The following is a 24,079-nucleotide window of genomic DNA, read 5'->3' as shown; positions in this document are numbered from 1 at the left end:
GGCCTTTCGAAAGCATGCCGCTCAACTCAGTTGAGACGGCTCTTCACTTCACCGACGGCGTTGCCGAAAAGTTCGGTCTGAACCTTCGCATCGGCCTTCTTCGCCAAAACGGTTTCGGCAGCGGCAATTGCCAGGTCGACGGCAGCGGAACGAACCGCCTTCATCGCATCGGCTTCGGCCTGCTTGATCTTCTGCTCGGAAACCGCAGTGCGGTTTGCGACGAATTCTTCGGTCTTCTTCTTGGCCTCGGCGGTCAGCATCTCGGCTTCACGTTCGGCAGCTGCCACAATGTGCGCGGCTTCGGCTTCGGCTTCCTTGCGCTTGCGCTGGTATTCGGCCAGCAGGTGCTGGGCTTCCTCGCGCAGACGCTTGGCTTCCGCCAGCTCGTTGCGGATCTGGTCGGCGCGGTCGTCAAGCGACTTCGCCATCATGCCCGGAACCTTCAGGTACACGACCAGCGCCAGGAACAGGACGAGACCGACAAATGCGAAGAATGTTGCGTCCAGTGCAAATTCCATCGGTCAAGCCCCCTTCTTGGCAGCTGCAACGGCAGCGGCGACCTCAGCCTTGGCGGCATTGCCGCCGATCAACTGGTCGACAACGGCGGTTGCGGTTTCTTCAGCGATGGTGCCGACGTCGGCAAAAACCTTCGCCTTGATATCAGCGATGCGGCCTTCTGCAGCCTTGAGCTTTTCGGAAAGGCCTGCCTCGACTGCACGGCGGTCGGCTTCAGCCTTCGCCTTGGCAGCGTCACGAGCGGCAGAACCGATCGCGTTCGACTTGGCCCGAGCCGTAGCGAGTTCGGCTTCGTATGCGGCAACATCGGCGTCGGCTTCGGCCTTCAGGCGACCGGCCTCGTCGAGGTCCTGCGCAATGCGGTCGTGACGCTGATCGAGGATGCCGCTGATGCGCGGTGCGATGACCTTTTGCATGAGCACGAAGAAGACGCCAAACGTAATCGCCAACCACAGGAGCTGGGACGCGAAAGTCGTCGAATCGAAAGGCGGAAAGACACCGCCATGGTGTTCGGCTGGCACGCCGGTTTCGGTGTGGACCTCGCCTGCTGCCGGGGCGGCATGCGCGTCTGTACCGGTAGCTGCACCAGTTTCTGCGGTTCCCGCCGGGGCTTCTTCAGCGTAAGCCGGGGTCACAAAAAACATGCTCACCTCCAGGTGTACTGCAAATGCAAAGGATCACGGCTTGCGGGTCGCAGGCCGTGATCCTTCAACGCGTCTGACTTAGACGGCGAAGAGCAGGAGGAGAGCAACGAGCAGCGAAAAGATGCCCAGAGCTTCCGTAACGGCGAAGCCGAAAACCAGACGGCCGAACTGGCTATCAGCGGCAGACGGGTTGCGCAGTGCGCCGGACAGGTAGCTGCCGAAGATGTTGCCGAGGCCGAGAGCCGTACCGGCCATACCAAAGCAAGCCAGACCTGCACCGATGAACTTTGCTGCTTCCGCTTCCATGTTGAACTCCTTTGAAATGGTTGTGTTGCGGCGAATTGACTGACGCACATCGGCGTCAATGTCGGTATCCCTTAGTGGCCACCCGGATGGATCGCGTCGTTGAGGTACATGCAAGTGAGCACCGCAAAGACGTAAGCCTGGAGGAAGGCGACGAGGAACTCGAGACCGGTCAGGGCGACCGTCATGATGAGAGGAAGAATGGCGCCGCCGATGCCCATCGCGCCCAATGCTCCAAGCGAGGCGACGAAGCCCGCGAACACCTTCAGCGTAATGTGGCCCGCGAGCATGTTCGCAAAGAGACGAACAGAGAGCGAAATCGGCCGGGACAGGAAGGAAATGATTTCAATTGATACCACCAGCGGCAGGAGCAATCCGGGCACCCCTTGCGGGATGAACACGTTCAGAAAGCCGAAACCATGCTTGTAGAAGCCGTATACGAGCACCGTGCCGATGACGAGCATAGCCAGCGCGAAGGTGACGATGATTTGACTGGTGATCGTGAAGAAGTAAGGGAACATGCCGAGCAGGTTCGCCGTCAGGACGAACATGAAAAGCGAAAAGACCAGCGGGAAGAACTTCATCCCCTTGGTACCCGCACCTTCCTTCAGCATTCCGGCGATGAACTCGTAGGACATCTCGGCAACAGACTGCGAACGGCCCGGCACGATCGCGCGGTTCGACGTGGAGAAATACAGGAAACCGGCAGCGACGGCTGCAGATGCGGCCATGAAGAGCGATGCATTCGTAAACGAGAAATCAATTCCGCCGATTTCGATCGGCACAATCTTCTGGATCAGGAACTGATGGGTCGGATCGTTAGACACCGCTTGTTCTCTCTATCTTTGGCCCGCATGACACGGGATTTCTGCACTGGATCGAACGCCGGAGCGCTCCATCCTATTTCTTTTCGTTGTCGAGATCGGCCGGTCTCGGTGTCGCCACCTTTCCAGCCGCCCGCATAACGTTCAACACGCCGGCACCGAATCCGAGAAGAAGAAGAACCATCAACCCCCAAGGCGCCGTGCCGACAAAACGGTCGAAGACATAGCCAAGAACAGCACCGACGACGATTGCGGAAATGAACTCGCTCGAAAGCTTCATCGCCTCGGCATAGCCTTTACGGCTGACCTCGGCGCTGGCTTCACCAGCCTCGTCCTTCCCCGCCTCTGTGCGCTTGGTTGCGAGCTTCGCTCCCAATTGCGCACGGCGCTTTTCAAGACTTTCCTCACGGTCATCCGCCATGTTGCTCTCCTCCGCTTGCCGCTGTCCGCGATCCCGCTACCCCGGTCTTCAGGACAACGACCCCAAGGTTTGAGAACCTTCCGGCCCGTTTTGAAGTCGCGCGCAACATAGTTTTAGCAAAAAGCATAGTCAAGGCGTTGGCGACTTATGTCCAGCCATAAAATAAGCCATAAAAAACATATGCTTAGGTCGCGTTTTGAACCATAATGCAAATTCGACGGTAAGAATCCGCTTTGGCGAGCGTTTATCCCAACGAAAATCGGAGCCGGATCGACGATTTGTCAGCTCCAGCCCCCGCCATAGGTGCGGTAAAAGACGTGCAGACCGATGCGACCGACCTTTTCCATCGTCTTTGCCCATGTCGGGCGGACATAGACGGCGTGATAGTGAGTCGCTGAGCCGACCTGAGGCAACCAGATCTTGCCTGCGGTTACGGCCATCGCGACTTCGCGTGCAACTCTCCAATGATATTGCGAGTTCACCCGATCCTTGATGTTGTCGCATGCGAAGGAAAACTGGCAGCGATTGCGCCAGTCCTCATTCTGATAGACGACGCCGCAGATCGTTTTCGGATAGGTCGGATTGCGAACGCGATTGAGAATGACCTGTGCGACGGCGGCCTGCCCCTTAACGGTTTCGCCGCGGGCCTCGAAATAGATGCCGGATGCGAGGCACTGCTGTTCGGTCGCCGAGAAGACGGATGGCGCGAGCACGCTCGCCGCCCAGGCGTGGTCATGAGGACCGATCTGGGGGACGAACCGGCCGTCGTCAGCCTTGTCAGTCAGGATGGAATCGAACGGAGACTGGCGTGAGTAATCGGGCGCCGGAGGGGCGTAGGCGACGGCCAGAACGTCGGCCTTCTCGCTGGTGACCAGGCCCGCCAACATCGGCGAAACGCCGCGATCCTGCTTCGGCTGCTGTTTCTTATAGAAATTCGTGGCGATCTGGATTTCCTTGCCCTTGATCTTCGGCTTCACGAAGGCGGACCTGTCCTTGAGATCGAAGGTCGGCTGGAGGAGAAGTCGGGTGCGCTGGAGAATCGAACCTGCGGAAAAATCCTTGGGCGGCTGCACCTGCTCGACGGTCACCACCCTGCCCCTCTTGGAGCGACGATTGACGCGGTCTTCATCGGGCGTCGCTTCATGACCCTTGTCCTTTGCCATGAAGGCAACCTTACGGCCATCGGGCAGAACCATGCCCGCGCCAGAGGCAATCGTGCTTGTCACGATCGGATCGGAAAAGGCGAGTTCGGCCTGATGAATCGAACCGGCCGGGGAGTTGGTCAGCACCATACGCCAGTTTTCGCGGCCCTGATCGAGACCCGCGAGCAATGCCGCGAGGTCGGCGTGCGATGCCATGGTAGGGAACATCAGCCATCCGCAGATGCCGAAGAGAGCGGGTGAGCTCCAGTTTTGAAGCAAGAGACGCAGCTTGCCACGGGAACGGCTATTTGGACGCAACACCAGACTCCGGCATGAGACGCATGAACATGCCGTTGAAAATGTCTCATTAACCTTGATGCTTAGTTAATGCAGCGATCCTAATTCATCCATCAGGGTCCCAAGCTGTCGTAAAAACGCAAAGAGCCCGGCGCGATGGCCGGACTCTTTGAACGCGAGACTCTTTGAAAGGCCGGGCGGCCTCAGATGATGACGTGCGAGCCGAGCTCGACCACCCGGTTTGCCGGCAGCCTGAAATAGTCGGAGGGATTGGCCGCCGCGTTGGCGAGCGCAATATAAAGACGATCCTGCCAATAGGGCATGCCCGACTTCGCATCCGGCACCAGCTTGCGGCGCCCGAGGTAGAAGGAGGTCGACATGATGTCGAACTTCAGCCCGGTCTTGCGAAGGGTCGCAAGCGCCTGCGAGACGTTCTGCGATTCCATGAAACCAAACAGCAGCTCGACGCGCGAGAAGCGCTCGGAAATCTGCTCGACCTTATAGCGGTCGGAGTTGGCGACACGCGGCTTGTTGACGGTGCGGATCGTCAGAATCACATTCTTGTCATGAAGAACGTGGTTGTGCTTCAGATTGTGTAGCAACGCAGCCGGCGCGGACTCCGGATCGCTGGTCAGGAAGATCGCGGTGCCCGGGACGTGTGCGGGCGAGTGGTCGCTCTTGCGCTCGATCGAGCTCACGAACGATGCCAGCGGGATGTCTGTATGGCGCGTCTTCTCCATGAGAAGCGCGGAACCGCGGCGCCACGTCCACATGATGATGGTGAACGCCGTCGCGATCAGAACCGGAATGTAACCGCCGTCATGGATCTTCAGGAGGTTCGCACCGAGGAAGATCATTTCCAGCGCGACTAGCGGCGCAAGAGCGATCGTCGCCACCGGGATAGACCAGTTCCAGCGCACCCGCACGAACTCAAAGGCCATGATCGAGGTGACGACCATCGCGCCTGTAACGGAGATGCCGTAGGCCGTGGCCAGAGCGTCCGACGTCCCGAAGCTGATGACGAGGAAGATGACCCCGAAGAAAAGAACGGTGTTGACCGACGGCAGGAAGATCTGCCCGGTGTTGGTTTCAGACGTGAAGAGAATTTCCATCCGCGGAAGGAAGCCGAGGTTGATGCCCTGGCGCACGAGCGAGAAGGCGCCTGTTATGACGGCCTGGCTGGCGATGATGGTCGCGGCGGTTGCAAGAATGACGACCGGCAGCAGCGCCCACTTCGGGTACATCAGATAGAAGGGATCCGACATCGCCTCGGGATTGCCGAGCACGAGCGCGCCCTGGCCGAGATAGTTGAGCGTCAGCGCGGGGAAAACGAGCGCGAACCAGGCCCACTGGATGGGACGACGGCCGAAATGTCCAAGATCGGCATAGAGCGCTTCGGCTCCGGTCACGGTCAGGAAGACTGCACCCAGCACCACCACGCCGTAAAAGCCTTCGTGCAGCAGGAAGCTGACCGCATAATACGGATTGAAAGCGGCAAGGATCTCATAGTCGTCCGAGATATGCGAAATACCCGCTACGGCCATGACAATGAACCAAAGCGCGGTGATCGGTCCGAAAAACCGCGCCATTGTACCGGTTCCGCGCGATTGTACGGCAAACAGAACGGCCAGAATACACACGGAGATCGGCACGATGTAGCCGCTCATGCTGGGGGCGACCAGCTTCAGACCTTCGACGGCCGACAGAACCGACAGCGCTGGCGTGATCATCGCATCGCCGAGGAAAAGCGCGGCACCGACCAGGCCGAGCAGCATCAGGAACGCGGTGTGCCCATTGGCGGTTTTCATCAGCAGGGCGAGCAGGGACAGGGTTCCGCCTTCACCTTCGTTGTCTGCGCGCAGAAGGAAGAGCACGTACTTGATGGTGACGATGATGGTCAAAGCCCAGATCATAAGCGAGATGAGGCTAATGACCTCAAACCGCGTCAGCCCATCGATCGCCACCGGTTTCAGGGCTTCGCGAAAGGCGTACAAGGGGCTGGTGCCGATATCGCCGTAGACGACGCCGACTGAGCCAAGCGCAAGATAAAAGAGCTTGCGCGGCCTCATTTTTTGATCGTGAGAATGGCTGCCTTCGGACATGAAATGAAAACAGGCTCTTCAGAGCCAGCCTTTCCATCGGAAAAAGAAAAAGGGAATGATGGCGGAAATCACCATGAGTCCGAGCGAATAGGGATAGCCCTGGACCCAGTGCAGTTCCGGCATGAGTTCGAAATTCATGCCATAGATGGAGGCGACAAGCGTCGGCGGCAAGAAGACCACCGACGCAATCGAGAAAATCTTGATGATCGAGTTCTGTTCGATGTTGATCAGACCGAGGGACGCGTCAAGAAGGAAGGTGATGTTGCCGGCGATAAACGACGAATGCTCGGAGAGCGACTGGATGTCTCGCGAAACCGTACGGCAGAGTTCCTTCGTGGCGTGGTCCTGCTGAACTGCGGGAATGTTGTAGAAGAACGTCATGAGCCGGGACAGGGAAGCCAGGCTGTCTCGAACCTTGCTGACAAGACGGTGATGGCCGGCAATATCTCGCAGCTTTTCCTCGAGATAGTTCGAGGGCTTGCGGACCTGCTTGGCGCGCTCGCCGAACACATGCATCGACAGGATATCGATCCGCGCGACCGATATCTCCAGAATCTCGGCTGTGCGGTCGATGATCGTTTCGAAGAGCTTGGCAAGCAGTGCCGCGCCGCTTCGCCATTGCTCGGGTACGCGGTGAAGCGCGGCTATGAACAGGGCAAACGACTTCGGGTGAGCGTAGCGAATGGTTACCAAACGCTTGCCTGCCAGTATGAAAGCGACGTCGGTCAGCGTCGGTGCCCCGGTCTCCGCTTTCCAGACGAGCGACGCCGTCATGAAGACGGCGTCGTCCTCGACATACAAGCGGGCTGACGGTTCAATGTCTTTGAGATCGTCTCGGGTCGGCACCTCGATGGCAAGCACCTTCTCGACATACAGCTCTTCCTCATGCGTCGGCTCGATCATGTCGATCCACACGACGTCGTTCGGCAAGGCGGTCGCCTGCGACAGGTCACCGAGCTCGATCGACTTGCAATTGGAACAGTATGCCGTGATCACCGGGCGCTTCTCCGGCAATCGGGCCAACGCACGGCCATCGCGCTTTTCATCAAAAGCCCTTCCGCTGCGCGCCAGCCAGGAGGGCGCGCGGGTCATCGGTCTTCGATCCTAACGAAAGCACCTGAAAGTTCATATCGTTCCTGTCATATCCCGGCCAGACCTGGATACGCTTTATGCTCAACCGCATCGCAGTCACCAATCTATCGACCGACAAGAGAACTCCGAACACGCAGGTGGCGCAGCATCCGGCAACACCGGATATTATCGAGCATTCGCAAAGCCGCTATCGTGGCGACGGCGCGCCATATGACGGAAACCCACACAAGAATCAAGACATCTCACGTGAACTGCGCCGTTTGACCACATTTACTCCTCAATTGGGAGTCTAGCGGCGAGCCGTGTCATCACTCGAAAACGATCGCCGGCGCCGGGCGCTGCGGCTGTATGCCGAGTTGTTCCCACACCTTCGCAGCGATATCGCGATAGATACCGGCGACAACGCCATTCGGCTCGGAAGCGACCATAGGCGTGCCGGCGTCGGATGTCTCGCGGATGCTGATCGTCAGCGGCACCTCGCCAAGGAAGGGGACGCCGATGCGTTCCGCTTCCTTGCGGGCGCCGCCGTGGCCGAATATGTCATATCGCGTGCCGGTGTCGGGTGCGATGAAATAGCTCATGTTCTCGACGATTCCGAGAACAGGGACCTCGACCTTCTTGAACATATTCAACCCCTTGCGGGCATCGATCAGGGCAAGGTCCTGTGGTGTCGAAACGATCACAGCGCCAGCCAGGGGCACCTGTTGCGCCATCGTCAGCTGCGCATCCCCTGTTCCAGGCGGCATATCGACCACCAGAACGTCGAGATCGCCCCAGGCGACTTCGCGCAACATCTGCAGCAGCGCCGATTGCACCATCGGGCCACGCCAGATCATCGCCGTTTCCTCGTCGACGAGGAAGCCCATGGACATGACCTTGACGCCGTAGTTTTCCATGGGATTGATGATGCGGCCATCGATCTGCGTCGGCCGGCCGGAGATATGCAGGAGCCGAGGCATGGACGGGCCATAAATATCTGCGTCGAGAATTCCGACGCGCAGTCCGTTCGCCTGCAGGCCAAGCGCAAGATTGACCGCCGTCGTCGATTTGCCGACACCGCCCTTGCCCGAGGCAACCGCGATGATCGCGTTGATGCCGGGGACGCCGATCTTGCCTGCACGCTGCTGCTGCGGCTGCGGAGCGTGGGAATGGCCGCGATGGTCGTGGCCTGCATGCGGCTGCGGACCCGAAGCCGGCGCTGCTGTGGAGCCGGCCTTCTTGTCCGCGGTGAGGGCAACCAATGCGCCCTTTACGCCCGGCATCTCCTTGATGACACGCTCGGCAGCAAGCCGCAGCGGCTCCAACGCTTGCGCCTGATCCGCCGGAACGGTAACTGAGAAATAGACCTTGCCGTCGGAAATGAAGACGTCGGAAACCATGCCGAGCTCGACGATATTGTGTTCGAGATCCGGTCCGCGCACTGTCTTCAGCGTTTCGAGAACTTGTTCCTTTGTAACGCCGCTCATCCGATCCTCATTCCTGCTTCGGCAATCTTGATAACGGAGTGCCGCGGCTTCGCCAAACAAAATCGGCTCATCCTGTGGATCGGACTGGAATGGGTGTATGCACTGCTAGCGTATCCCGTCGCGCCATCAAGTCCGCCGGGCTTTCGCCCTGATGGCGCAACGGGTCTGCTGCGAAGCATCAGGGATTTCTAGGGCAGGCTCCTCAAAATGCCAGCCGCACGGTGCAGATTGTGAATGCCGGGCATCCAATGCATGACAACCCGTATCCAAAATACAACAAACCGCCGCCCGATGGCCTCTCGCCAAGAAACGAGCCAAGACATCGAACGGCGGCGTGCAGGTCGCGCCGTTGATACGGCGTCGTTACCAGGTCCCCTCTGGACCGCTTGCAATACAGAAGCAGAAAACATGCCAGATGGGAAGACGTCGCGAACGCTGAAATGTAGCCGTGTGCAACCACAGGCAACACGTGTCGACTGGCGTATTTTTAGGCTCAGCGCCTCACTTCGCCCGTAATTTAAGCAGCCATTATTTTATCAATCCGACGCGAAGGGCCTTTGCCACAGCCTGTGTACGATTGACGGTGTCCAGCTTCTTGGTCGCGCGGTTGAGGTAATGATTGATCGTATGCTCCGACAGACCGAGGATCTCCGCGATCTCGACGCTAGTCTTGCCTGCAGCAGTCCAGTTGAGGCAGTCGATCTCGCGATCGGTCAAAGTGTCGACCACGCGATTGTCGAGCGTCCGGATCTCGGCGAGCCTATCGAACACGTGGATGGAGATGTAATTCAGCTCACGCATCTCTTCAGCACCGAACGCCTCGCGATCGCCGGAAAACGAAATGGCACCGCGGCAACCTGAGGGGTCATGTGTCGGGAAGTAGGCGCAGCACGTCATCCTAAAACGCTCGAACATCGCAGCGACGATTCCGGCTTTACCGTCCGCGCGGTCCACTTTGGCTTTCGACAGATCATTGAAGAAAGGAACAGTCGATGTGCGCAGCCGGAACATGACGGGGCTGTTCGTCACGAGGCCTTCATGGTCATAGGCTGACAGAAGCTCAACGGGCCAATTCGTGATGACCGTATTGCTCTGCAGGTCACGCGCGGTCGAGGATGGAAGATTGAACACCATAAACGCACGCGTCCGATACGCTTCGGTCACTTTCTTCATGAATCGAAAAATATCGAACTGGGTATTCAGTCCGGCGACTTCGCTTACGTAGACGTCTACGGAAGACGATTGCGGCACATAGGTCATTGGTACTTTTAACTCGAGTTTCTCGGGGGCATGTTAAGGGGGCGGCACGTTGTCTCTTAGGCCTTCGGTTGCATCGCCGGTCACAAGCCGACGGCAGATACACCCCAGGACAGGGGATTGACAACGTTCAATTGTGATGATTCGTCACAAAATCACAATATCAGAATACTCTTATTTTGGTGCAAATGATGGCGATTCCGCTCAGCGGCGCGGCCCGAGACCGATGCGCATGCCGCTCATGATCTTTGCCGCCGTCTGCCGAACGGGAGACGCCCATTCATTCAACCGCTCCATCGTCAGCCGATAGGCCGGGCCGGTGACGGAGACTCCGCCGACAAAAGACAAGTCTTCCGACCAGATCGGCGCTGAGACACAGCGAATTCCGACTTCATGCTCCTCCCGATCAAAAGCTGTGCCGTCTCTCCTGATCTCCTCCATCTCAGCCAACAGGGTTTCGGCCGTTCGCGTGCTCGGCGTGAACCGCTGAAACGTGATTCCGGAGATCAGCGCCTCCACGCGCTCGTCCGGCAGCACCGACAGCGCAGCCTTGCCGACGCCGGTGCAGTAGACCGGCGAAGCGTTGCCGATCTGCGAATACATTCTGACCGGCTGGCGTCCCTCCACCTTGTCCAGATAGATGACCGATGCACCACGCAGGACACCGAGATGTACCGTTTCGCTCGTCAGCTGCTGCAGGGCATTCAGATGCGGCTCGGCAATCAATCTGAATTCGTTGCGCGCCCAGCTGCGCGACGCAAGCTCGAGCAGACGCAGACCGGGGGAATAACGGCCATCGCCATCAATCTCCAAGAGCCCCTCCTCGACGAGATGTCCGAGCTGACGGTGGAGCGTGCCGCGGGGCTGCTCACCGGCGGCCAGGATGTCGGTGAAGCGCAGCGGTCCATCCGCATGCGTAACGACATCCAGGAGCACCATCAACTTGCCGAGCGTGCCCGTCTCCCGCTGCTGCGTCATTTCGTTCCCGTCGATCATACGTGTCCCGGTGCCTTGACAGGAGCGGCAGCATAATCCGATAATTCCACATTGTCAAATTGAGTTCCGAATAATGGAATACTTGCTGCCGGGAGGAAAACGGTGACGAACTTGAGTGCGTCTTTTCCAGAGTTAAGGGATCGCAGCGTGCTGGTAACCGGCGGCGGCTCCGGCATCGGCGCAGCCATTGTCGAGGGCTTCGCCAGGCAGGGTGCCAAAGTTTCCTTCGTCGATATCGCCGAAACGGTAAGCCGGGCGCTCGCCGATCGGCTTTCCCGAGATACCCTGCATCCTGTTCGATTTCACCAGGCAGACCTGCGCGACATCGGCGCCGTCCGCAATGCAGTCGATGCGATTGTCGCCCATTCAGGTCCGATCGGCGTGCTCGTCAACAACGCGGCACGAGACGACCGCCATGATTTCGAGACTGTGACGGAAGAATACTGGGACGACAACCAAGCGACCAATCTGCGCCACGTCTTCTTCGCTGCGCAAGCGGTTGCCCCGTCGATGCGGGCAGCGGGCGGTGGCGCGATCATCAACATGTCATCGATCGCGTTTCTCCTGAACATGCCTGAGTTCCCCGGATACTCGGCAGCAAAGGCTGGCGTGATAGGACTGACGAAGAGCCTGGCCGGCAGGCTCGGGCCGGACAATATCCGCGTCAACTGCATCCTACCCGGAATGATCATCACCGATCGCCAGATGAAGCTCTGGCTAACCGAGGAAGGCATAGCACGGACAGTCGAGCGCCAGTGCATCAAGAAAATCTTGCATGCCGAGGCGATCGTCGGCCCGTGTCTGTTTCTAGCATCCGACTGCGCGTCCGCTGTGACTGCACAGTCCCTTATTGTCGATGGAGGCATTTTCTGATGGCAAAACCCGCTTATATTGCGGTCGATTGGGGCACGAGCAGCTTCCGGCTGTGGCTGATCGGCACGGACGGCAGCATCCTTGGCGAAAGCCGGAGCGACGAAGGCATGACGACGGCAGCCAAGACAGGGTTCCCCGCCGTGCTCGCAACGCATCTCGCAAAGGTCGGCGCGCCAGACGCCACACCCGTGATCGTCTGCGGGATGGCGGGCGCAAAGCAGGGATGGGTTGAAGCCGGATATATCGATGTCCCCACATCGCTTTCCGCCATTCTCGCCGGCGCCGTCGCCGTTCCCGGCCAGAGCCGAGACGTCCGCATTCTTCCGGGCCTCGCTCAGCGCGACAAGGCAATGCCTGACGTCATGCGCGGTGAGGAGACCCAACTTCTCGGTGCGCTTGGCTCCGACAGCAAGGGATCGCAGGCCGTTTGCATGCCGGGTACCCACTCGAAATGGGTGCACGTGACCGACAGAAACGTCACGGGCTTTTCGAGCTTCATGACCGGCGAGCTCTTTGACGCCATCAGCAAGCACACGATCCTCGCGCATGCTGTGGCAGCTGCTGACCAGCTGCCGGCGGACACGGCTGCATTCGAAGACGCGGTTCGCGCCGCCTTCGAGCGTCCCGCCATGGCAACCAACCTGTTCTTCACCGCGCGCTCGGGACAGCTGCTGCACGGACTGACGGCCGCCGGCGCGCAGGCCCGGATTTCGGGTACCCTGATCGGCATCGAGATCGCCGGCGGGCTTTCGGAAGCAGGCACGGGCGTTAACATCAGCCTTGTCGCATCAGGCAGGCTGCAGGGCCTTTATGAAACAGCCTTCAAGACACTATCTCTGTCCTACACGACAATCGATGCCGATACCGCGGTGCGCCGTGGCCTTGCGGCAGCCGCCAATGCCATCTGGCCTAACTGAGAAAGCTAAAGAGCGATGAACCGCATCCCCTTCCCCACTATGAAGCGCCCCTTGATCGCCATTCTTCGCGGCATCAGTCCGGAGGAAACCGAAGGCGTGGTCGGCGCGCTAATCGAAAACGGCCTGACAGCGATCGAGATCCCGCTGAATTCGCCTGAGCCGTTCAAGTCGATCGAGATCGCGGCGAAGATGGCTCCGGCCGATTGCCTGATCGGCGCAGGCACCGTGCTGACGACGGAAGCCGTCGACAGCCTGCATTCGGCCGGCGGCAAGCTGCTGGTCACGCCAAACGTCGAGCCAGACGTCATCATTCGCGCCCGCAACTACGGCATGGTCACCATGCCCGGCGTGTTCACGCCGACCGAAGCGCTCTCGGCGGCGCGCGCCGGCGCTACCGGGCTGAAATTCTTCCCGGCCAGCGTACTCGGTCCTTCCGGGATCAATGCGATCCGTGCGATCCTGCCTCCGGAACTGACGATTGCTGCCGTTGGCGGCGTTTCGGACAAGAATTTCGCGGACTATACGAATGCCGGCATCATGGCCTTCGGTCTTGGCACCAGCATCTACAAGCCGGGAATGACTGTCGCAGAGGTTGCCGAGCGCGCCAGGGCGACCATTTACGCCTACGACGCAGCGGTAGGAGCTTGAGGCGTATGACGGAAATTCATGAGTTCGAGGGCAAGACACTTTGCAGCACCAATTCGGTGCTTGGCGAAGGACCGACCTATGATCCCGATACCAACACTGTCTGGTGGTTCAATATTCTCGGCAAGGAATTGCACGCGCTCAATCTTTCCACGCAGGAGAAAAAGGTCCACGCCTTGCCAATGATGGCGAGCGTGCTTGCGCGTATCGACACCGATCGGCAGCTGCTGGCAACCGAAGAGGGACTTTTCGTGCGCGATACGAAAAGCGGCCAACTGACGTTTCATGCCGCGCTCGAAACCGACCAACCGGAGAACCGTTCGAATGACGGCCGCACGCATCCCTCCGGTTCCCTATGGGTCGGCACGATGAGCAAGCGCGCCGAAACGCATGCCGGCGCGATCTACCATGTTGCCCGCGGCAAGGTGACGAAGATCTTCAATGCGATCAGCATTCCGAATTCGATCTGCTTTTCGCCTGACGGTTCGATCGGCTACTATACCGATACCAGGCTCAGCCGTCTCATGCGCGTGATGGTCGATCCGGCAACCGGACTTCCGACCGGGGAGCCGATCGTACTGGTCGACAGCATGGAGGAAGAAGGCGGCATCGACGGCTCGGTGGTGGACGCCGACGGTTATATCTGGAATGCCCGCTGGGGCGGCGGCTCGGTCGACCGCTACAGCCCCGACGGCCTGCGCATTGCCCGCTACAAGGTCCCGACCGCACAGCCCTCGTGCCCTGCCTTTATCGGCCCCAACGCCGATCGGCTTGCCGTGACCACGGCTTGGGAAGGGCTGGACGAGGCGACGCGCGCGACACAACCGGAAGCTGGTGCGCTTCTCGAACTCGGCATCACAGTGAAGGGTATTTTCGATCCCGCCTACGTGCTCTGAAGCAGTCCCTACGGAGCGTTTGATAGGGCGTCGCCGCGAGCGGCGCCCTTTTCTTATGATGGTCCTAACAGCCTCGTGCGAAACCAAACCTGCCGAAAAGTTCCGCACATATTGTCAATTTTTCCGTGTCTTTTTATCGGAACCAATAGCCAACCCATTCATTTCAATAAAGAACTGGCCAGGCAAACACGCCCTCTCGGGGGGTGACGCGTCAGGCTAGAGATCACCAAGGAACGTAAAGGTAGGTACGATATGACACGCAAACTTCTGACGACCGTCGCCGCTAGCGCCCTGTTTGTCACAGCCTTCGCACCGGCAGCATTTTCGCAGAGTGCAACCCAGCCGGCAACGCCGGGCGCTCCGGCAACACAGGCTGCTCCGGTCGATCCCGCTGCACCGCCGAAGGCTCCGGACGTAATGGCTCCGGCCAGCGATGCGGCGCAGGTCCCCGCCCCGGCAGCAACGACCGACACCGCACAGGCTGGTGCCGGCATCTATCTGACGGAACAGTCGCCAGATCAGGTGAGCGCAAACACCTACATCGGTCAGTCTGTCTATAACGGCCAGAACGAAAGCATCGGTAGCGTCAACGACCTGATCATGGAGAAGGACGGCGGCATCGTCGCTGCAGTGATTGGCGTCGGCGGCTTCCTCGGCATCGGCGAAAAGAACGTCGCCGTTCCGATGAAAAAGGTTACCGTCGCTCAGAACACGCAGGACGGCAGCGTCAAGCTGACGACCTCGGAGACGGTGGAGTCGCTGAAGGCAGCGCCGGAGTTCAAGACGCTGAAGATGCAGACGGCCGAAAAGGCACCGGCACCTGGCGCAATGGACACCACTGCAACCGGTTCCACCACCAACAACTAGGAATGCTGCGCACGACTTGGAATACTGCGCAGTGAGTACCGCGTAACCGATGGCGTCCGAAAGGGCGCCATCGGCTTTTATGCGATGGCCCGTTCACCGGCGTCGTAATAGTTCTCATGCAGAAAGCGCAATGTCGCGATGCTGTCGGCTGGCTTGCCGAAGTGATATCCTTGGCCCATGGCGCAGCCAAGCATCCGAAGCTTGGTCGCCTCGGAGTAGTCCTCGATACCTTCCGCCACCACCTCCAGATCGAGGCCTTCGCACATCGTCAGGATAGCCTTGATGATGTGTTCGGAGGCGCGATCCGAATTGATGCGGGAGACGAAGGCCCGGTCGATCTTGATCTTGTCGAACATGAAATCGCGCAGGCGCCCGAGGCTCGACTGGCCGGTTCCGAAATCGTCGAGCGAAATGCGTACACCCGCCTGGCGCAGATCAGCGATGATGCGATTGGCCGTATCGGCCGAGCCCATGACTGCCGTTTCTGTGATCTCGAGCTCAAGCCGATGGGGATCGAACCCGACCCGGCCGAGAATCGAAAGCACGCTCCCGCTCGTGCCTGGATCCATCAACTGGGCAGAAGAGAGATTGAAGGAGAGGAAAAGCTCGCGCGGCCAGGAGAGTGCGGCTTCGGCCGCCTTGCGCAACAACGCCTCGGAGAGCGCGTCGATAAAGCCGCGCTCTTCGGCAAGTGGCACGAAGACACCGGGCGAAACGAAGCCGAGATCGGGATCGTTCCAGCGGGCAAGAGCTTCGAAGCCCACGACCTGACTATTGGCAAGCGAAACGATCGGTTGAAAATGCACGTCAATCGCATCGGAGATGATGGCGTTTCGAAGCGCCTGTTCGAGCTGTGTCGCTCGTTTCATTTCCTGAGCGATCTCGCGCGAATAGACTGTGATCTGGCTGCGGCCGCGGCGCTTGGAGCGGTAGAGCGCCGTCTCCGCGTTCTTGCTCAGCTCCTCGAATTCCTCGCCTGCAAAGGGGTAGATGGCGAAGCCGAAGGATGCCGAGAGGCGGACGTTTCGGTCGCCGAGATCGTAAGGCGCGGACAGGACCTCGCGGATCATCTGCCCGAACTTCTCGGCACTCGCGCGCTCGAAGATCAGCGGCAGCACGAAAGCGAATTCGTCGCCATCGTGTCGGGTGACCAGCGCGCCGTCCGGAATGCACGCCTTGAGGCGATGGGCCACCTGGCATAGAATTTCGTCGCCGGCGCTGGAACCGAAGAGATCGTTGATCGGCTTGAATGAATCGAGATTGGCGATGCCGATGGTGAAGGGTGCCGGGTCGCTGGCGCGCTCTGCCGATATCTGGGCGATGCGGTCTCGCATGCGATAGCGGTTGCCCAGCCCGGTCAGCGGATCCGTATAGGCCATCGTCTGAAGCTCATTCTGGCTTACGGGCACCAACGGCATATCGGCCAACATCATCGCTCAGACCCAGGAGTTTTCCCAACAGGCGGCAGGATGGCGGGCAAGTCTTAAAAATTCGATATTGGAAGACCCCCATTGTAACCGTGTTCACTCCCAAGATCTTGGGAGTTGACGCTGCTGTCTATAGTCTGGCCTGCACACCGTCGATACTGATATATTTCTGGAAGATCGTCTCGAGAATGTCGGGGCTGACCGGCTTCATGATGACGTCGTCCATTCCGGCTTTCGCGCATTCGGCTCGGTCACGCTCGAACGCCTGCGTCAGCACGCCGATGATCGGCGTTCTCGAGGGGCCGCCGTCCTCCACCTGCCGGATCAGCCGCGCCGCTTCGAAGCCATTGAAGCCGGGCAGCGAGATATCCATCAGAACGATCTTCGGCTTGTGCTCCGTCCACAGCCGCACGGCCTCATCACCGCTGGCGGCGATCAGATACCGATAGCCGAGGCCTTCGAGGATCTGCGAGAAGACGATCTGGTTAATGTCGTTGTCTTCTGCGACCAGCACATCGAGCGCCCGCACCTCTTCGGTGGTCGTTATTTCCCACGCTGTGTCTATGGTGACTGGCGTGCTGCCGCGATTGCTGCGGTTGAAGTGCCTGGCAATCTGGAAGGTCAGCTCGTTGGCAAGCTGAAACCCATCCATCACCAGTGACGGAATACCATACTGCTCGGCGAGCTCCAGGCAGCGCATTCCCATCTGATTGTCGACGATGAGCAGATCCAGCGAGATTCCGGCCGATGTCGCGATTTCGAGGAATTGCTCCTGTTCGTCCTCGCAGTGCACGGAACACGCCTCGAAGCCATATTTCGCCAGCGTCCTCAGTGCAGCCGTCTCCGCGGCAATGTCGCCCGTCACCACCACGATCTTCCGGCCGGAGAAGTTCTCCGGCACGATCGCCTCCATGGCCGCCGGCTCGCGGCGCTCGCCGTTGCCGTTGGGAACATAGGCGCGACGGTAGGAGCTTCTGCTGGAGGTCGTTACCGTCGATGCCAGTTCGAATTCATCGAGATCGGCGCCCTCGCGGGGTAAATCCTGCATTGTCGAGACAAGGAAATATCGCCCCGGCTTGCCGATGCGGTGCTTGCGGGAGACAATGTCCCGCTCCGAACCGTCGCGGGAAACCTGCCGCTGGCGCGAGACCGACATCTCTCCTGTTTCCAGCACGTGACGATCGCTCTCTTCGAACCGCGCGGCAATCTCAGGCGAAAAGAGATCGGCGCTCTTGCGTCCCAACACCTCGTCCACCGTTGTTTGAAACTTCTCGCAGAAGGCGATGTTGACGGCGACGTAATTTAGATTGCGATCCTTTACGAAGAGCGGGAACGGCAGGTTGTCGAGAATATCCTCGGTCAACTGGACCCGCTCAAGGTCCAGCCGCCACTGTTCCTCACGCTTCTTGTCCTCGGAAATATCCGAGATGACACACACCCCGTATCCACTTGTCAGACGCCGCTTCTGGAAGCGTATCCAGCAATCGTTTGCGTGCCGTTCGACCGCTTCGAAACGCTCGCGCCAATGCGTGGCGATCTTCTGAGATAACCAGTCCTCGCGGCTGATCGCGCCCTTGCTGCCTGTCGATTGGGTGCGGATGCCGGTATCGTAGATGGCGCCCAGGAAGTCGCGAAGCCGCGTGCCGGGCTTGAGCATGGCCGCAGAGATCGGAAAGTAGTCCAGGACCTGCCTGCTGGCAAAGACCATATGATCGGCCTTGTCATAGACAATGAACGCGGAGGAAAGACTTTCGCAAACCGCGTCGAACAGCGCTGTCTGCAGACTGGCTTCAGCCGGCAATTCGCCACTCATAGATGATGTGTCCGCTTTTTCGAAGCCGGCACCCATGCTCACGCGTCCTACATCTGTGCAATTACAATACATTACTCGAAATATCTGGATAAAATGGCAGGTTTGTCTTAAGGCGTGCTTAACAATAAACACCCGAGCATTATGGCGGCACAAGCTTCGCCGGCTGCGCTTTCTCCCTTCCCTCCGGCCCACGAATCCGCGAAAATGAGCACATGGCCATCAGACAGCTTTCCGAGACACTCATCAACCAGATCGCCGCCGGCGAGGTCATCGAACGGCCGGCGAGCGCTGCCAAGGAATTGATCGAGAATGCGCTCGACGCGGGTGCAACCCGCATCGAAATCGCGACCTCCGGCGGCGGCAAGAGCCTGCTGCGGGTTTCCGACAATGGCGCAGGCATGGACGAAACGGACCTTGAGCTCGCGGTCAGGCGGCATTGCACCTCGAAGATCTCCGACACGCTGGACGACATCCGGACCCTCGGCTTTCGCGGCGAGGCTCTGCCTTCGATCGGCTCGGTGGCGCGGCTCAGCATTTCCAGCCGCCGCAGGGACAGCGCCGGCGGCAGCGAAATCGCGGTCGCGGGTGGAAAGCTCCTGTATCTGCGCCCGTCCGCTTCCAATCCCGGCACGATCGTCGAGGTCCGCGATCTGTTTTTCGCAACGCCAGCGCGGCTTAAGTTCCTGAAGACGGAGAAAGCCGAGGCTGCGGCGATTACCGAGATCGTCAAGCGGATGGCGATCGCCTTTCCCGGCGTGCGCTTCGTGCTGTCGGGGACGGACCGAGCGACGCTGGAGTTTCCCGCGACCGGCGACGACCATCTCGCGCGCATGTCGCAGATCCTCGGGAAGGAGTTCCGCGACAATGCCATCGAGATTGATGCCGCGCGCGAAGACGTTACGCTGACCGGCTTCGCCGGCGTGCCTACCTTCAACCGCGGAAACTCGGCGCATCAGTATGCTTTCGTCAACGGTCGACCGGTGCAGGACAAGCTGATCCTCTCGGCGATCCGCGGCGCCTACGCAGAGACCATCCCCTCCGGGCGCTATCCCGTCGCGGTCCTGTCGATCGCAATCGATCCAGCGCTGGTCGACGTCAACGTTCATCCCGCGAAATCCGACGTGCGTTTCCGCGACCCGCAGTTGGTGCGCGGCCTGATCGTCGGTGCAATCCGCGAAGCTCTTGCCCGCGACGGCAGCCGCGCGGCAACGACCGGCGCCGACGGCATGCTGCGGTCGTTCCGTCCGGGTTTCCAGCCGAACGCCCAGCGTCCGCAGCAGCCATGGTCTGCAGAGACATCACCCTCGCGGCCATACCATCAGCCTGCCAACAACGGCTTCGGCGAGCGACCACAGGCATCCTTTGACGGCCTCGTAACACCCACAGCGCGCAGCGAAGCCTCACAGCCATCCTGGACTTCGCCGCCACTTGTTTCCGAAACGGCGGCGCGCTTCCCCCTGGGTGCCGCGCGGGCACAGATCCATGAAAACTATATAGTAGCGCAGACCGACGACGGGCTTGTCATCGTCGATCAGCACGCCGCGCATGAGCGTCTGGTGTTCGAGGCGATGCGCAAGGCGCTCCACTCCAAGCGGCTGGCTTCGCAGGTTCTTCTTATCCCTGAAATCGTCGATCTGCCGGAAGAGGATTGCGACCGGCTGATGCAATTTTCCGCCGACCTCGGTGAACTCGGCCTTGCCATTGAACGCTTCGGGCCCGGCGCGATCGCGGTCAGGGAAACGCCGGCGATGCTCGGCGAGGTCGATGCATCCGGGCTGATCCGCCAGCTGGCAGACGAGATCGCCGAATGGGATACAGCATCAGGTCTATCGGCGAAGCTTGAATACGTGGCCGCGACCATGGCCTGCCACGGATCCGTGCGTTCGGGCCGACGCCTGCGGCCCGAAGAAATGAATGCGCTGCTGCGCCAGATGGAAGTCACGCCCGGTTCCGGCCAGTGCAACCACGGGCGGCCGACCTATATCGAACTGAAGCTTTCGGACATCGAGCGGTTGTTCGGCAGAAGCTGAAAAATGCTGGCAATGGCGTCTGCGTCGGGTTATGGCAGGGAAATGACAGGCCGCAAGGAACGGAGCGTATGAACTTGTTTGAAGGAAATGGAAACCGCGAGGCACAGATTAAGTATCTCGATGCGGACTTTCAGATCCTGTCGCCGGGCTCCTATGTCGTCTGCGCGATTACCGGCAAGCAGATTCCGCTCGATGAACTGCGCTACTGGAGCGTTGCTCGGCAGGAGCCCTATGCCGACGCCATGTCGTCGCTTGAAGCCGACAAGCGTGCCGGCGTGCTGCCGAACCAGAAGCGGTAATGCGCTAAGCCTTCCTCGTTTCCTTCAGTCGACGCTCCCGGCAGGCTTCGACGGCACGATCGATGATGAGGCTCGGCGCAAGGTGATCTGCGAACGCCATCTCCACCTCGATAACCCTGCAGCGTGCGGCAAGCTGCTCGGCCTTGCCGTGATGGCCGGCCAGGCGCACGAAATCCTTCGACGTCGTGACGATCTGAAGACCTTCGCGTTCGGCTGTCTTGAGGATGTCGTCGATCTCATCCTCCGTCAGGTGCTCATGATCGCCGAACGACTGGCGGACTGCGATGTGCGCGCCGACGGATTCAACGGTGCGAAAGAACTTTGACGGGTCGGCAATTCCCGCAAAGGCGAGAACGCTTCGCCCGGCCAGATCGGCGCCCGCCGACACCTTCAGAGCAGCGGTAAAGTAAGGCTTTGCGGCACGCGCGGCGATACGGACGATCGTATCGGCGGCAGTCCCTGTGCCTACCTTCAGCAATGCGGTCGCATAGCGCAACTGCTGGCGGATCGGTGCGCGAACTGGCCCCCCCGGTACGATGTGGCCATTGCCAAGGCCGCGGGTCGCATCGATTACCAGGAGCGCGTAGTCGATCGCAAGCCGCGCGCTCTGGAAACCGTCGTCCATGATGATCAGGTCGGCGCCTTCCTTGACGAGGCGCTTAGCGCCCTCGACGCGTCGCCGCGAAATGACTGTCAACGCCTCGCGAGCCAGAAGCAGCGGCTCGTCGCCGACGTCAACGGCGCGGTGATGGGCCAAATCAACGACTGTCGTGACATCGAGCGAGCCGCCGTAGCCGCGGCTGAGGAAGCCGGGCTTCAGGCCCTTGGCTTTGGCAGCGCGGGCGATCGTCAGCGCGGTCGGGGTCTTGCCCGCTCCACCGACGGTGAAATTGCCGACGCAGATGACCGGAATGGGCACCGTCGCCCGCTTGGCATTCGCCATGCGATATCCGGAAATTCGACCGTAGAGAAAGGAAACAGGATAGAGCGCCCAGGCACGCCAATCGGCCTTCGTCCACCAGAAAGGCGGCGCTTCGGATACCATTCTTGCCGCCCTGCTTTTCGGACCGCGAGCGTGGCGCCAGCGGTTCTCATCCCCAACCGGGCAGAAAGAGAAGGCAATTTTCAAGAAAAAGCAAGCCTTTGATCGATCAGGCGAGCTGAAGATCGGGCAACAGCCCCTCAAGCTCGGTGATATCGTTGAGACAATAATCCGAGGCTGCGGCGAGCGACTCCCGTGATCCGGTGCCCGTCAGGACCGCAACTGTCACACCAGCATTCGCATTGCGACCCATGTGAAGATCGTGGTTGTTGTCGCCGACAACGGCGATCTCGGCCGGGTAAAGACCTGTCGCGGCGCAGAAGCCAAGAACCATGCCTGGCTCCGGTTTGGTGCCGAAGCCGCTGTCGTAGCCTGCCACATAATCCACAAAATCGATGAAGCCGAAGCGCTGCGCGGTCCGCCGGATCGAGCGCTCGTTGTCGCTCGACGCTATGCCGAGACGAAAGCCGCGAGCATGAAGGCGTCGAAAGAAGGCCGACAGATCCGTCACCGGCACGGAAAACTCGGCGGCGTTGGAGAAGAGCTCATCGAGCTTGATCGTCAGTTCGGCGGCATCAATCCCGGAACCGGCCGCCACCAGCCCATCGGCGATCTGCCGGGTGTTTCCTGCCGCCAGCAGACTGTCGGGAACGATATGGCCAGTTGCCGGATCCATGCCGCATGCTGACAACAGGCGATCGGCGAGCTGCGGATCGCCTTCGGACGCAATCCGCGCCAGTTCGAGGTTCACCGGCAGCCAGCTCTCGTCGTAGTCGAGAAGCGTGCCGTCCTTGTCGAAGAGAATGCCTTTGATCGCCCGCATGCCAACCTGCTTTCAGCGTTGTACCGCCGTCTTCGGCAGTAATCTTGCCTTGACCGTCAGCGGGTTGATGTAGGGTTCCAGTCCCTTCACCGTCGCCGTCAGTGCTCCACGCATTTCTTGCACAGCCACGATGCCGGCCTCGATCATATTGCGGCGCGCCTGGTCGTTGCTCAGCAAATAGTGCACGCCCTTTGCAAGCATTTCGGTGTCGCGAACCATGCGCGCGCTGCCGCGGCGAGCGAGCGCATGGTAGGCCTCGCGGAAATTCTGGACATTGCTGCCCGACAGGACGGCGCAGCCGAGCATGGCGGGTTCCAGGGGGTTCTGTCCTCCCTCGGCAAACAGCGAACGGCCGACGAACGCCACTTCCGTCAGGCGCAGATAGAGCCCCATCTCGCCGATCGTGTCACCCAGGAAAACATCGACGTCAGGCGACAGGATATCCTCGCGCGTGCGACGGGCGACTTTGAGGCCCTGCTTGACGAGTTCCTCCTCGACGGCGTCGGCGCGTTCGGGATGACGCGGCACGATGATCGTCAACTGACCGTCGCGCTCCTTCAGCGTGCGATGGACGATACCGGCCGCCTTTTCCTCACCGTCGAACGTGGATATCGCAGCCCAGGTCTTTCGCTCGCCGATCTGCTTCTTGTAGCGGGCGAAAACAGCCGCCTCATAAGACGGCGCATCGGTATCGACCTTCAGGTTGCCCGACATGATCACCTGGCGGGCGCCGAGATCGCGAAAACGCTCCGCATCCACATCCGACTGCGCGATGACGAGAGCCAGATTTTCGAACAGCGCTTCGGCAAGAGATGGCCGGCGGCCCCATCTATCGAAAGAACGATCCGACATGCGGGCATTGACGAGGATCTGCGGAATACGGCGCCGTCCAAGCTCCAGTACAGTCGCCGGCCAGATTTCGGACTCGGCAATGATGGCGCAATCGGGTTGCCAGTAGCTCAGGAAGCGGCTGACAGCCGGCTTCAGATCGAGCGGCACGTACTGATGGATTGCCTCGTTGCCGATACGCTCGGCGGCAAGTTTCGCTGACGTGACGGTACCGGTCGTCAAAATGACGTGAATGTCGCGGCGCCGGATTTCCCGGATCAGCGGAATGACGGCATTCATCTCGCCGACGCTTGCCGCATGAAACCATACAAGCGGTCCTGCAGGCCGGTCGGCGCTCGCATAGCCGGAGCGCTCCAGCCGGCGGGCGCGCTCTTCCTTGCCCTTGGCGGCACGATACGCCAGATACCCGCCGACAAACGGGGAAAACAGCATCCCCGCAGTCTGATAGACGCCCAGCGCTACCCGCGCCATGCGACCGCTCATCTGACATGTCTCCGATCAAGGATGATCGACATGAACCCATTCCCAATTATCGTTG

24 protein-coding genes are annotated in these 24,079 nt (G+C 60.0%); 8 read left to right on the top strand and 16 right to left on the bottom strand.

What is annotated here, in order from left to right; all coding sequences use genetic code 11:
- Positions 1-26: 26 nt before the first annotated feature.
- From AC1D2R_RS07820 to corA, 8 genes are all read right to left on the bottom strand, one after another.
- Positions 27-518: a F0F1 ATP synthase subunit B gene (locus AC1D2R_RS07820; protein WP_477966431.1), complete on the bottom strand. Its 492-nt coding sequence runs from the start codon at positions 516-518 to the stop codon at positions 27-29.
- Between the two features lie 3 nt (positions 519-521).
- The gene (locus AC1D2R_RS07815; RefSeq protein WP_477966429.1) at positions 522-1,160 is read right to left on the bottom strand and encodes a F0F1 ATP synthase subunit B; all 639 of its coding nucleotides are present in this window, start codon (positions 1,158-1,160) and stop codon (positions 522-524) included.
- 78 nt (positions 1,161-1,238) lie between these two features.
- Positions 1,239-1,466 (bottom strand): F0F1 ATP synthase subunit C, encoded by a 228-nt coding sequence (locus AC1D2R_RS07810; protein WP_003588243.1) that lies wholly within the window; start codon positions 1,464-1,466, stop codon positions 1,239-1,241.
- Between the two features lie 71 nt (positions 1,467-1,537).
- A complete protein-coding gene (locus tag AC1D2R_RS07805) occupies positions 1,538-2,290 on the bottom strand; it encodes a F0F1 ATP synthase subunit A (RefSeq protein ID WP_477966427.1) in 753 nt (250 codons plus the stop codon).
- A 73-nt stretch (positions 2,291-2,363) separates the two neighbouring features.
- Positions 2,364-2,708, bottom strand: a complete 345-nt coding sequence (locus AC1D2R_RS07800; RefSeq protein WP_477966425.1) for an AtpZ/AtpI family protein — start codon at positions 2,706-2,708, stop codon at positions 2,364-2,366.
- 281 nt (positions 2,709-2,989) lie between these two features.
- The gene (locus AC1D2R_RS07795) at positions 2,990-4,168 is read right to left on the bottom strand and encodes a cell wall hydrolase (protein ID WP_477966423.1); all 1,179 of its coding nucleotides are present in this window, start codon (positions 4,166-4,168) and stop codon (positions 2,990-2,992) included.
- Positions 4,169-4,350: 182 nt separating this feature from the next.
- On the bottom strand, positions 4,351-6,249 hold the full coding sequence (locus AC1D2R_RS07790) for a potassium transporter Kup (RefSeq protein ID WP_477966421.1): 1,899 nt from the start codon (positions 6,247-6,249) through the stop codon (positions 4,351-4,353).
- An 18-nt stretch (positions 6,250-6,267) separates the two neighbouring features.
- Positions 6,268-7,245 carry a magnesium/cobalt transporter CorA gene (gene corA, locus AC1D2R_RS07785; protein WP_477966767.1) on the bottom strand — a complete coding sequence of 326 codons (978 nt, stop codon included), beginning with the start codon at positions 7,243-7,245 and terminating at the stop codon, positions 6,268-6,270.
- A gap of 173 nt (positions 7,246-7,418) precedes the next feature.
- Here corA and AC1D2R_RS07780 point away from each other — a divergent pair, with 173 nt between their 5' ends.
- Positions 7,419-7,634, top strand: coding sequence for a hypothetical protein (locus AC1D2R_RS07780; protein ID WP_477966419.1), 216 nt, complete (start codon positions 7,419-7,421; stop codon positions 7,632-7,634).
- A gap of 15 nt (positions 7,635-7,649) precedes the next feature.
- On the opposite strand, the gene apbC is transcribed toward AC1D2R_RS07780, so the two are convergent.
- The 3 genes from apbC to AC1D2R_RS07765 all read right to left on the bottom strand — a co-directional run bounded on the left by apbC (position 7,650) and on the right by AC1D2R_RS07765 (position 11,060).
- On the bottom strand, positions 7,650-8,807 hold the full coding sequence (apbC, locus tag AC1D2R_RS07775; protein ID WP_477966417.1) for an iron-sulfur cluster carrier protein ApbC: 1,158 nt from the start codon (positions 8,805-8,807) through the stop codon (positions 7,650-7,652).
- A gap of 528 nt (positions 8,808-9,335) precedes the next feature.
- A complete protein-coding gene (locus tag AC1D2R_RS07770) occupies positions 9,336-10,067 on the bottom strand; it encodes a helix-turn-helix transcriptional regulator (protein WP_477966415.1) in 732 nt (243 codons plus the stop codon).
- Positions 10,068-10,268: 201 nt separating this feature from the next.
- Positions 10,269-11,060, bottom strand: a complete 792-nt coding sequence (locus tag AC1D2R_RS07765; protein WP_477966413.1) for an IclR family transcriptional regulator — start codon at positions 11,058-11,060, stop codon at positions 10,269-10,271.
- Positions 11,061-11,171: 111 nt separating this feature from the next.
- Here AC1D2R_RS07765 and AC1D2R_RS07760 point away from each other — a divergent pair, with 111 nt between their 5' ends.
- From AC1D2R_RS07760 to AC1D2R_RS07740, 5 genes are all read left to right on the top strand, one after another.
- Positions 11,172-11,933: an SDR family NAD(P)-dependent oxidoreductase gene (locus AC1D2R_RS07760; protein ID WP_477966765.1), complete on the top strand. Its 762-nt coding sequence runs from the start codon at positions 11,172-11,174 to the stop codon at positions 11,931-11,933.
- Positions 11,933-12,850, top strand: coding sequence for a 2-dehydro-3-deoxygalactonokinase (locus AC1D2R_RS07755; RefSeq protein WP_477966411.1), 918 nt, complete (start codon positions 11,933-11,935; stop codon positions 12,848-12,850). Before AC1D2R_RS07760 ends, AC1D2R_RS07755 begins: the two co-directional genes overlap by 1 nt.
- A 15-nt stretch (positions 12,851-12,865) precedes the next feature.
- The gene (locus AC1D2R_RS07750; RefSeq protein ID WP_477966409.1) at positions 12,866-13,498 is read left to right on the top strand and encodes a 2-dehydro-3-deoxy-6-phosphogalactonate aldolase; all 633 of its coding nucleotides are present in this window, start codon (positions 12,866-12,868) and stop codon (positions 13,496-13,498) included.
- 5 nt (positions 13,499-13,503) lie between these two features.
- Positions 13,504-14,391, top strand: a complete 888-nt coding sequence (locus tag AC1D2R_RS07745; protein WP_477966407.1) for an SMP-30/gluconolactonase/LRE family protein — start codon at positions 13,504-13,506, stop codon at positions 14,389-14,391.
- Between the two features lie 252 nt (positions 14,392-14,643).
- The gene (locus AC1D2R_RS07740) at positions 14,644-15,258 is read left to right on the top strand and encodes a PRC-barrel domain-containing protein (protein ID WP_477966405.1); all 615 of its coding nucleotides are present in this window, start codon (positions 14,644-14,646) and stop codon (positions 15,256-15,258) included.
- Between the two features lie 77 nt (positions 15,259-15,335).
- Here AC1D2R_RS07740 and AC1D2R_RS07735 read toward each other — a convergent pair whose 3' ends face one another.
- Together AC1D2R_RS07735 and AC1D2R_RS07730 are read right to left on the bottom strand one after the other, a co-directional pair.
- Positions 15,336-16,691, bottom strand: coding sequence for a putative bifunctional diguanylate cyclase/phosphodiesterase (locus tag AC1D2R_RS07735; RefSeq protein WP_477966403.1), 1,356 nt, complete (start codon positions 16,689-16,691; stop codon positions 15,336-15,338).
- Between the two features lie 124 nt (positions 16,692-16,815).
- Positions 16,816-18,534, bottom strand: a complete 1,719-nt coding sequence (locus AC1D2R_RS07730) for a response regulator (protein WP_477966401.1) — start codon at positions 18,532-18,534, stop codon at positions 16,816-16,818.
- A gap of 176 nt (positions 18,535-18,710) precedes the next feature.
- On the opposite strand from AC1D2R_RS07730, the gene mutL reads away from it, so the two are divergent.
- Together mutL and AC1D2R_RS07720 are read left to right on the top strand one after the other, a co-directional pair.
- Positions 18,711-20,528, top strand: a complete 1,818-nt coding sequence (gene mutL, locus AC1D2R_RS07725; RefSeq protein WP_477966399.1) for a DNA mismatch repair endonuclease MutL — start codon at positions 18,711-18,713, stop codon at positions 20,526-20,528.
- Between the two features lie 68 nt (positions 20,529-20,596).
- Positions 20,597-20,827, top strand: a complete 231-nt coding sequence (locus tag AC1D2R_RS07720) for a DUF2093 domain-containing protein (RefSeq protein ID WP_037059721.1) — start codon at positions 20,597-20,599, stop codon at positions 20,825-20,827.
- Between the two features lie 4 nt (positions 20,828-20,831).
- Here the strand turns inward: AC1D2R_RS07720 and lpxK are convergent, their stop codons facing one another.
- From lpxK to waaA, 3 genes are all read right to left on the bottom strand, one after another.
- Positions 20,832-21,872, bottom strand: coding sequence for a tetraacyldisaccharide 4'-kinase (gene lpxK / locus AC1D2R_RS07715; RefSeq protein ID WP_477966397.1), 1,041 nt, complete (start codon positions 21,870-21,872; stop codon positions 20,832-20,834).
- Positions 21,873-21,978: 106 nt separating this feature from the next.
- Positions 21,979-22,692 (bottom strand): HAD family hydrolase, encoded by a 714-nt coding sequence (locus AC1D2R_RS07710; RefSeq protein WP_477966395.1) that lies wholly within the window; start codon positions 22,690-22,692, stop codon positions 21,979-21,981.
- 12 nt (positions 22,693-22,704) lie between these two features.
- Positions 22,705-24,024 carry a lipid IV(A) 3-deoxy-D-manno-octulosonic acid transferase gene (gene waaA / locus AC1D2R_RS07705; RefSeq protein ID WP_477966393.1) on the bottom strand — a complete coding sequence of 440 codons (1,320 nt, stop codon included), beginning with the start codon at positions 24,022-24,024 and terminating at the stop codon, positions 22,705-22,707.
- Between the last annotated feature and the right edge of the window lie 55 nt (positions 24,025-24,079).

It is taken from the genome of Rhizobium sp. P1_C7, from assembly GCF_056406295.1.
The sequence above is the reverse complement of the archived record's forward strand: the minus strand, read 5'-3'. Positions and strand labels throughout refer to the sequence as shown.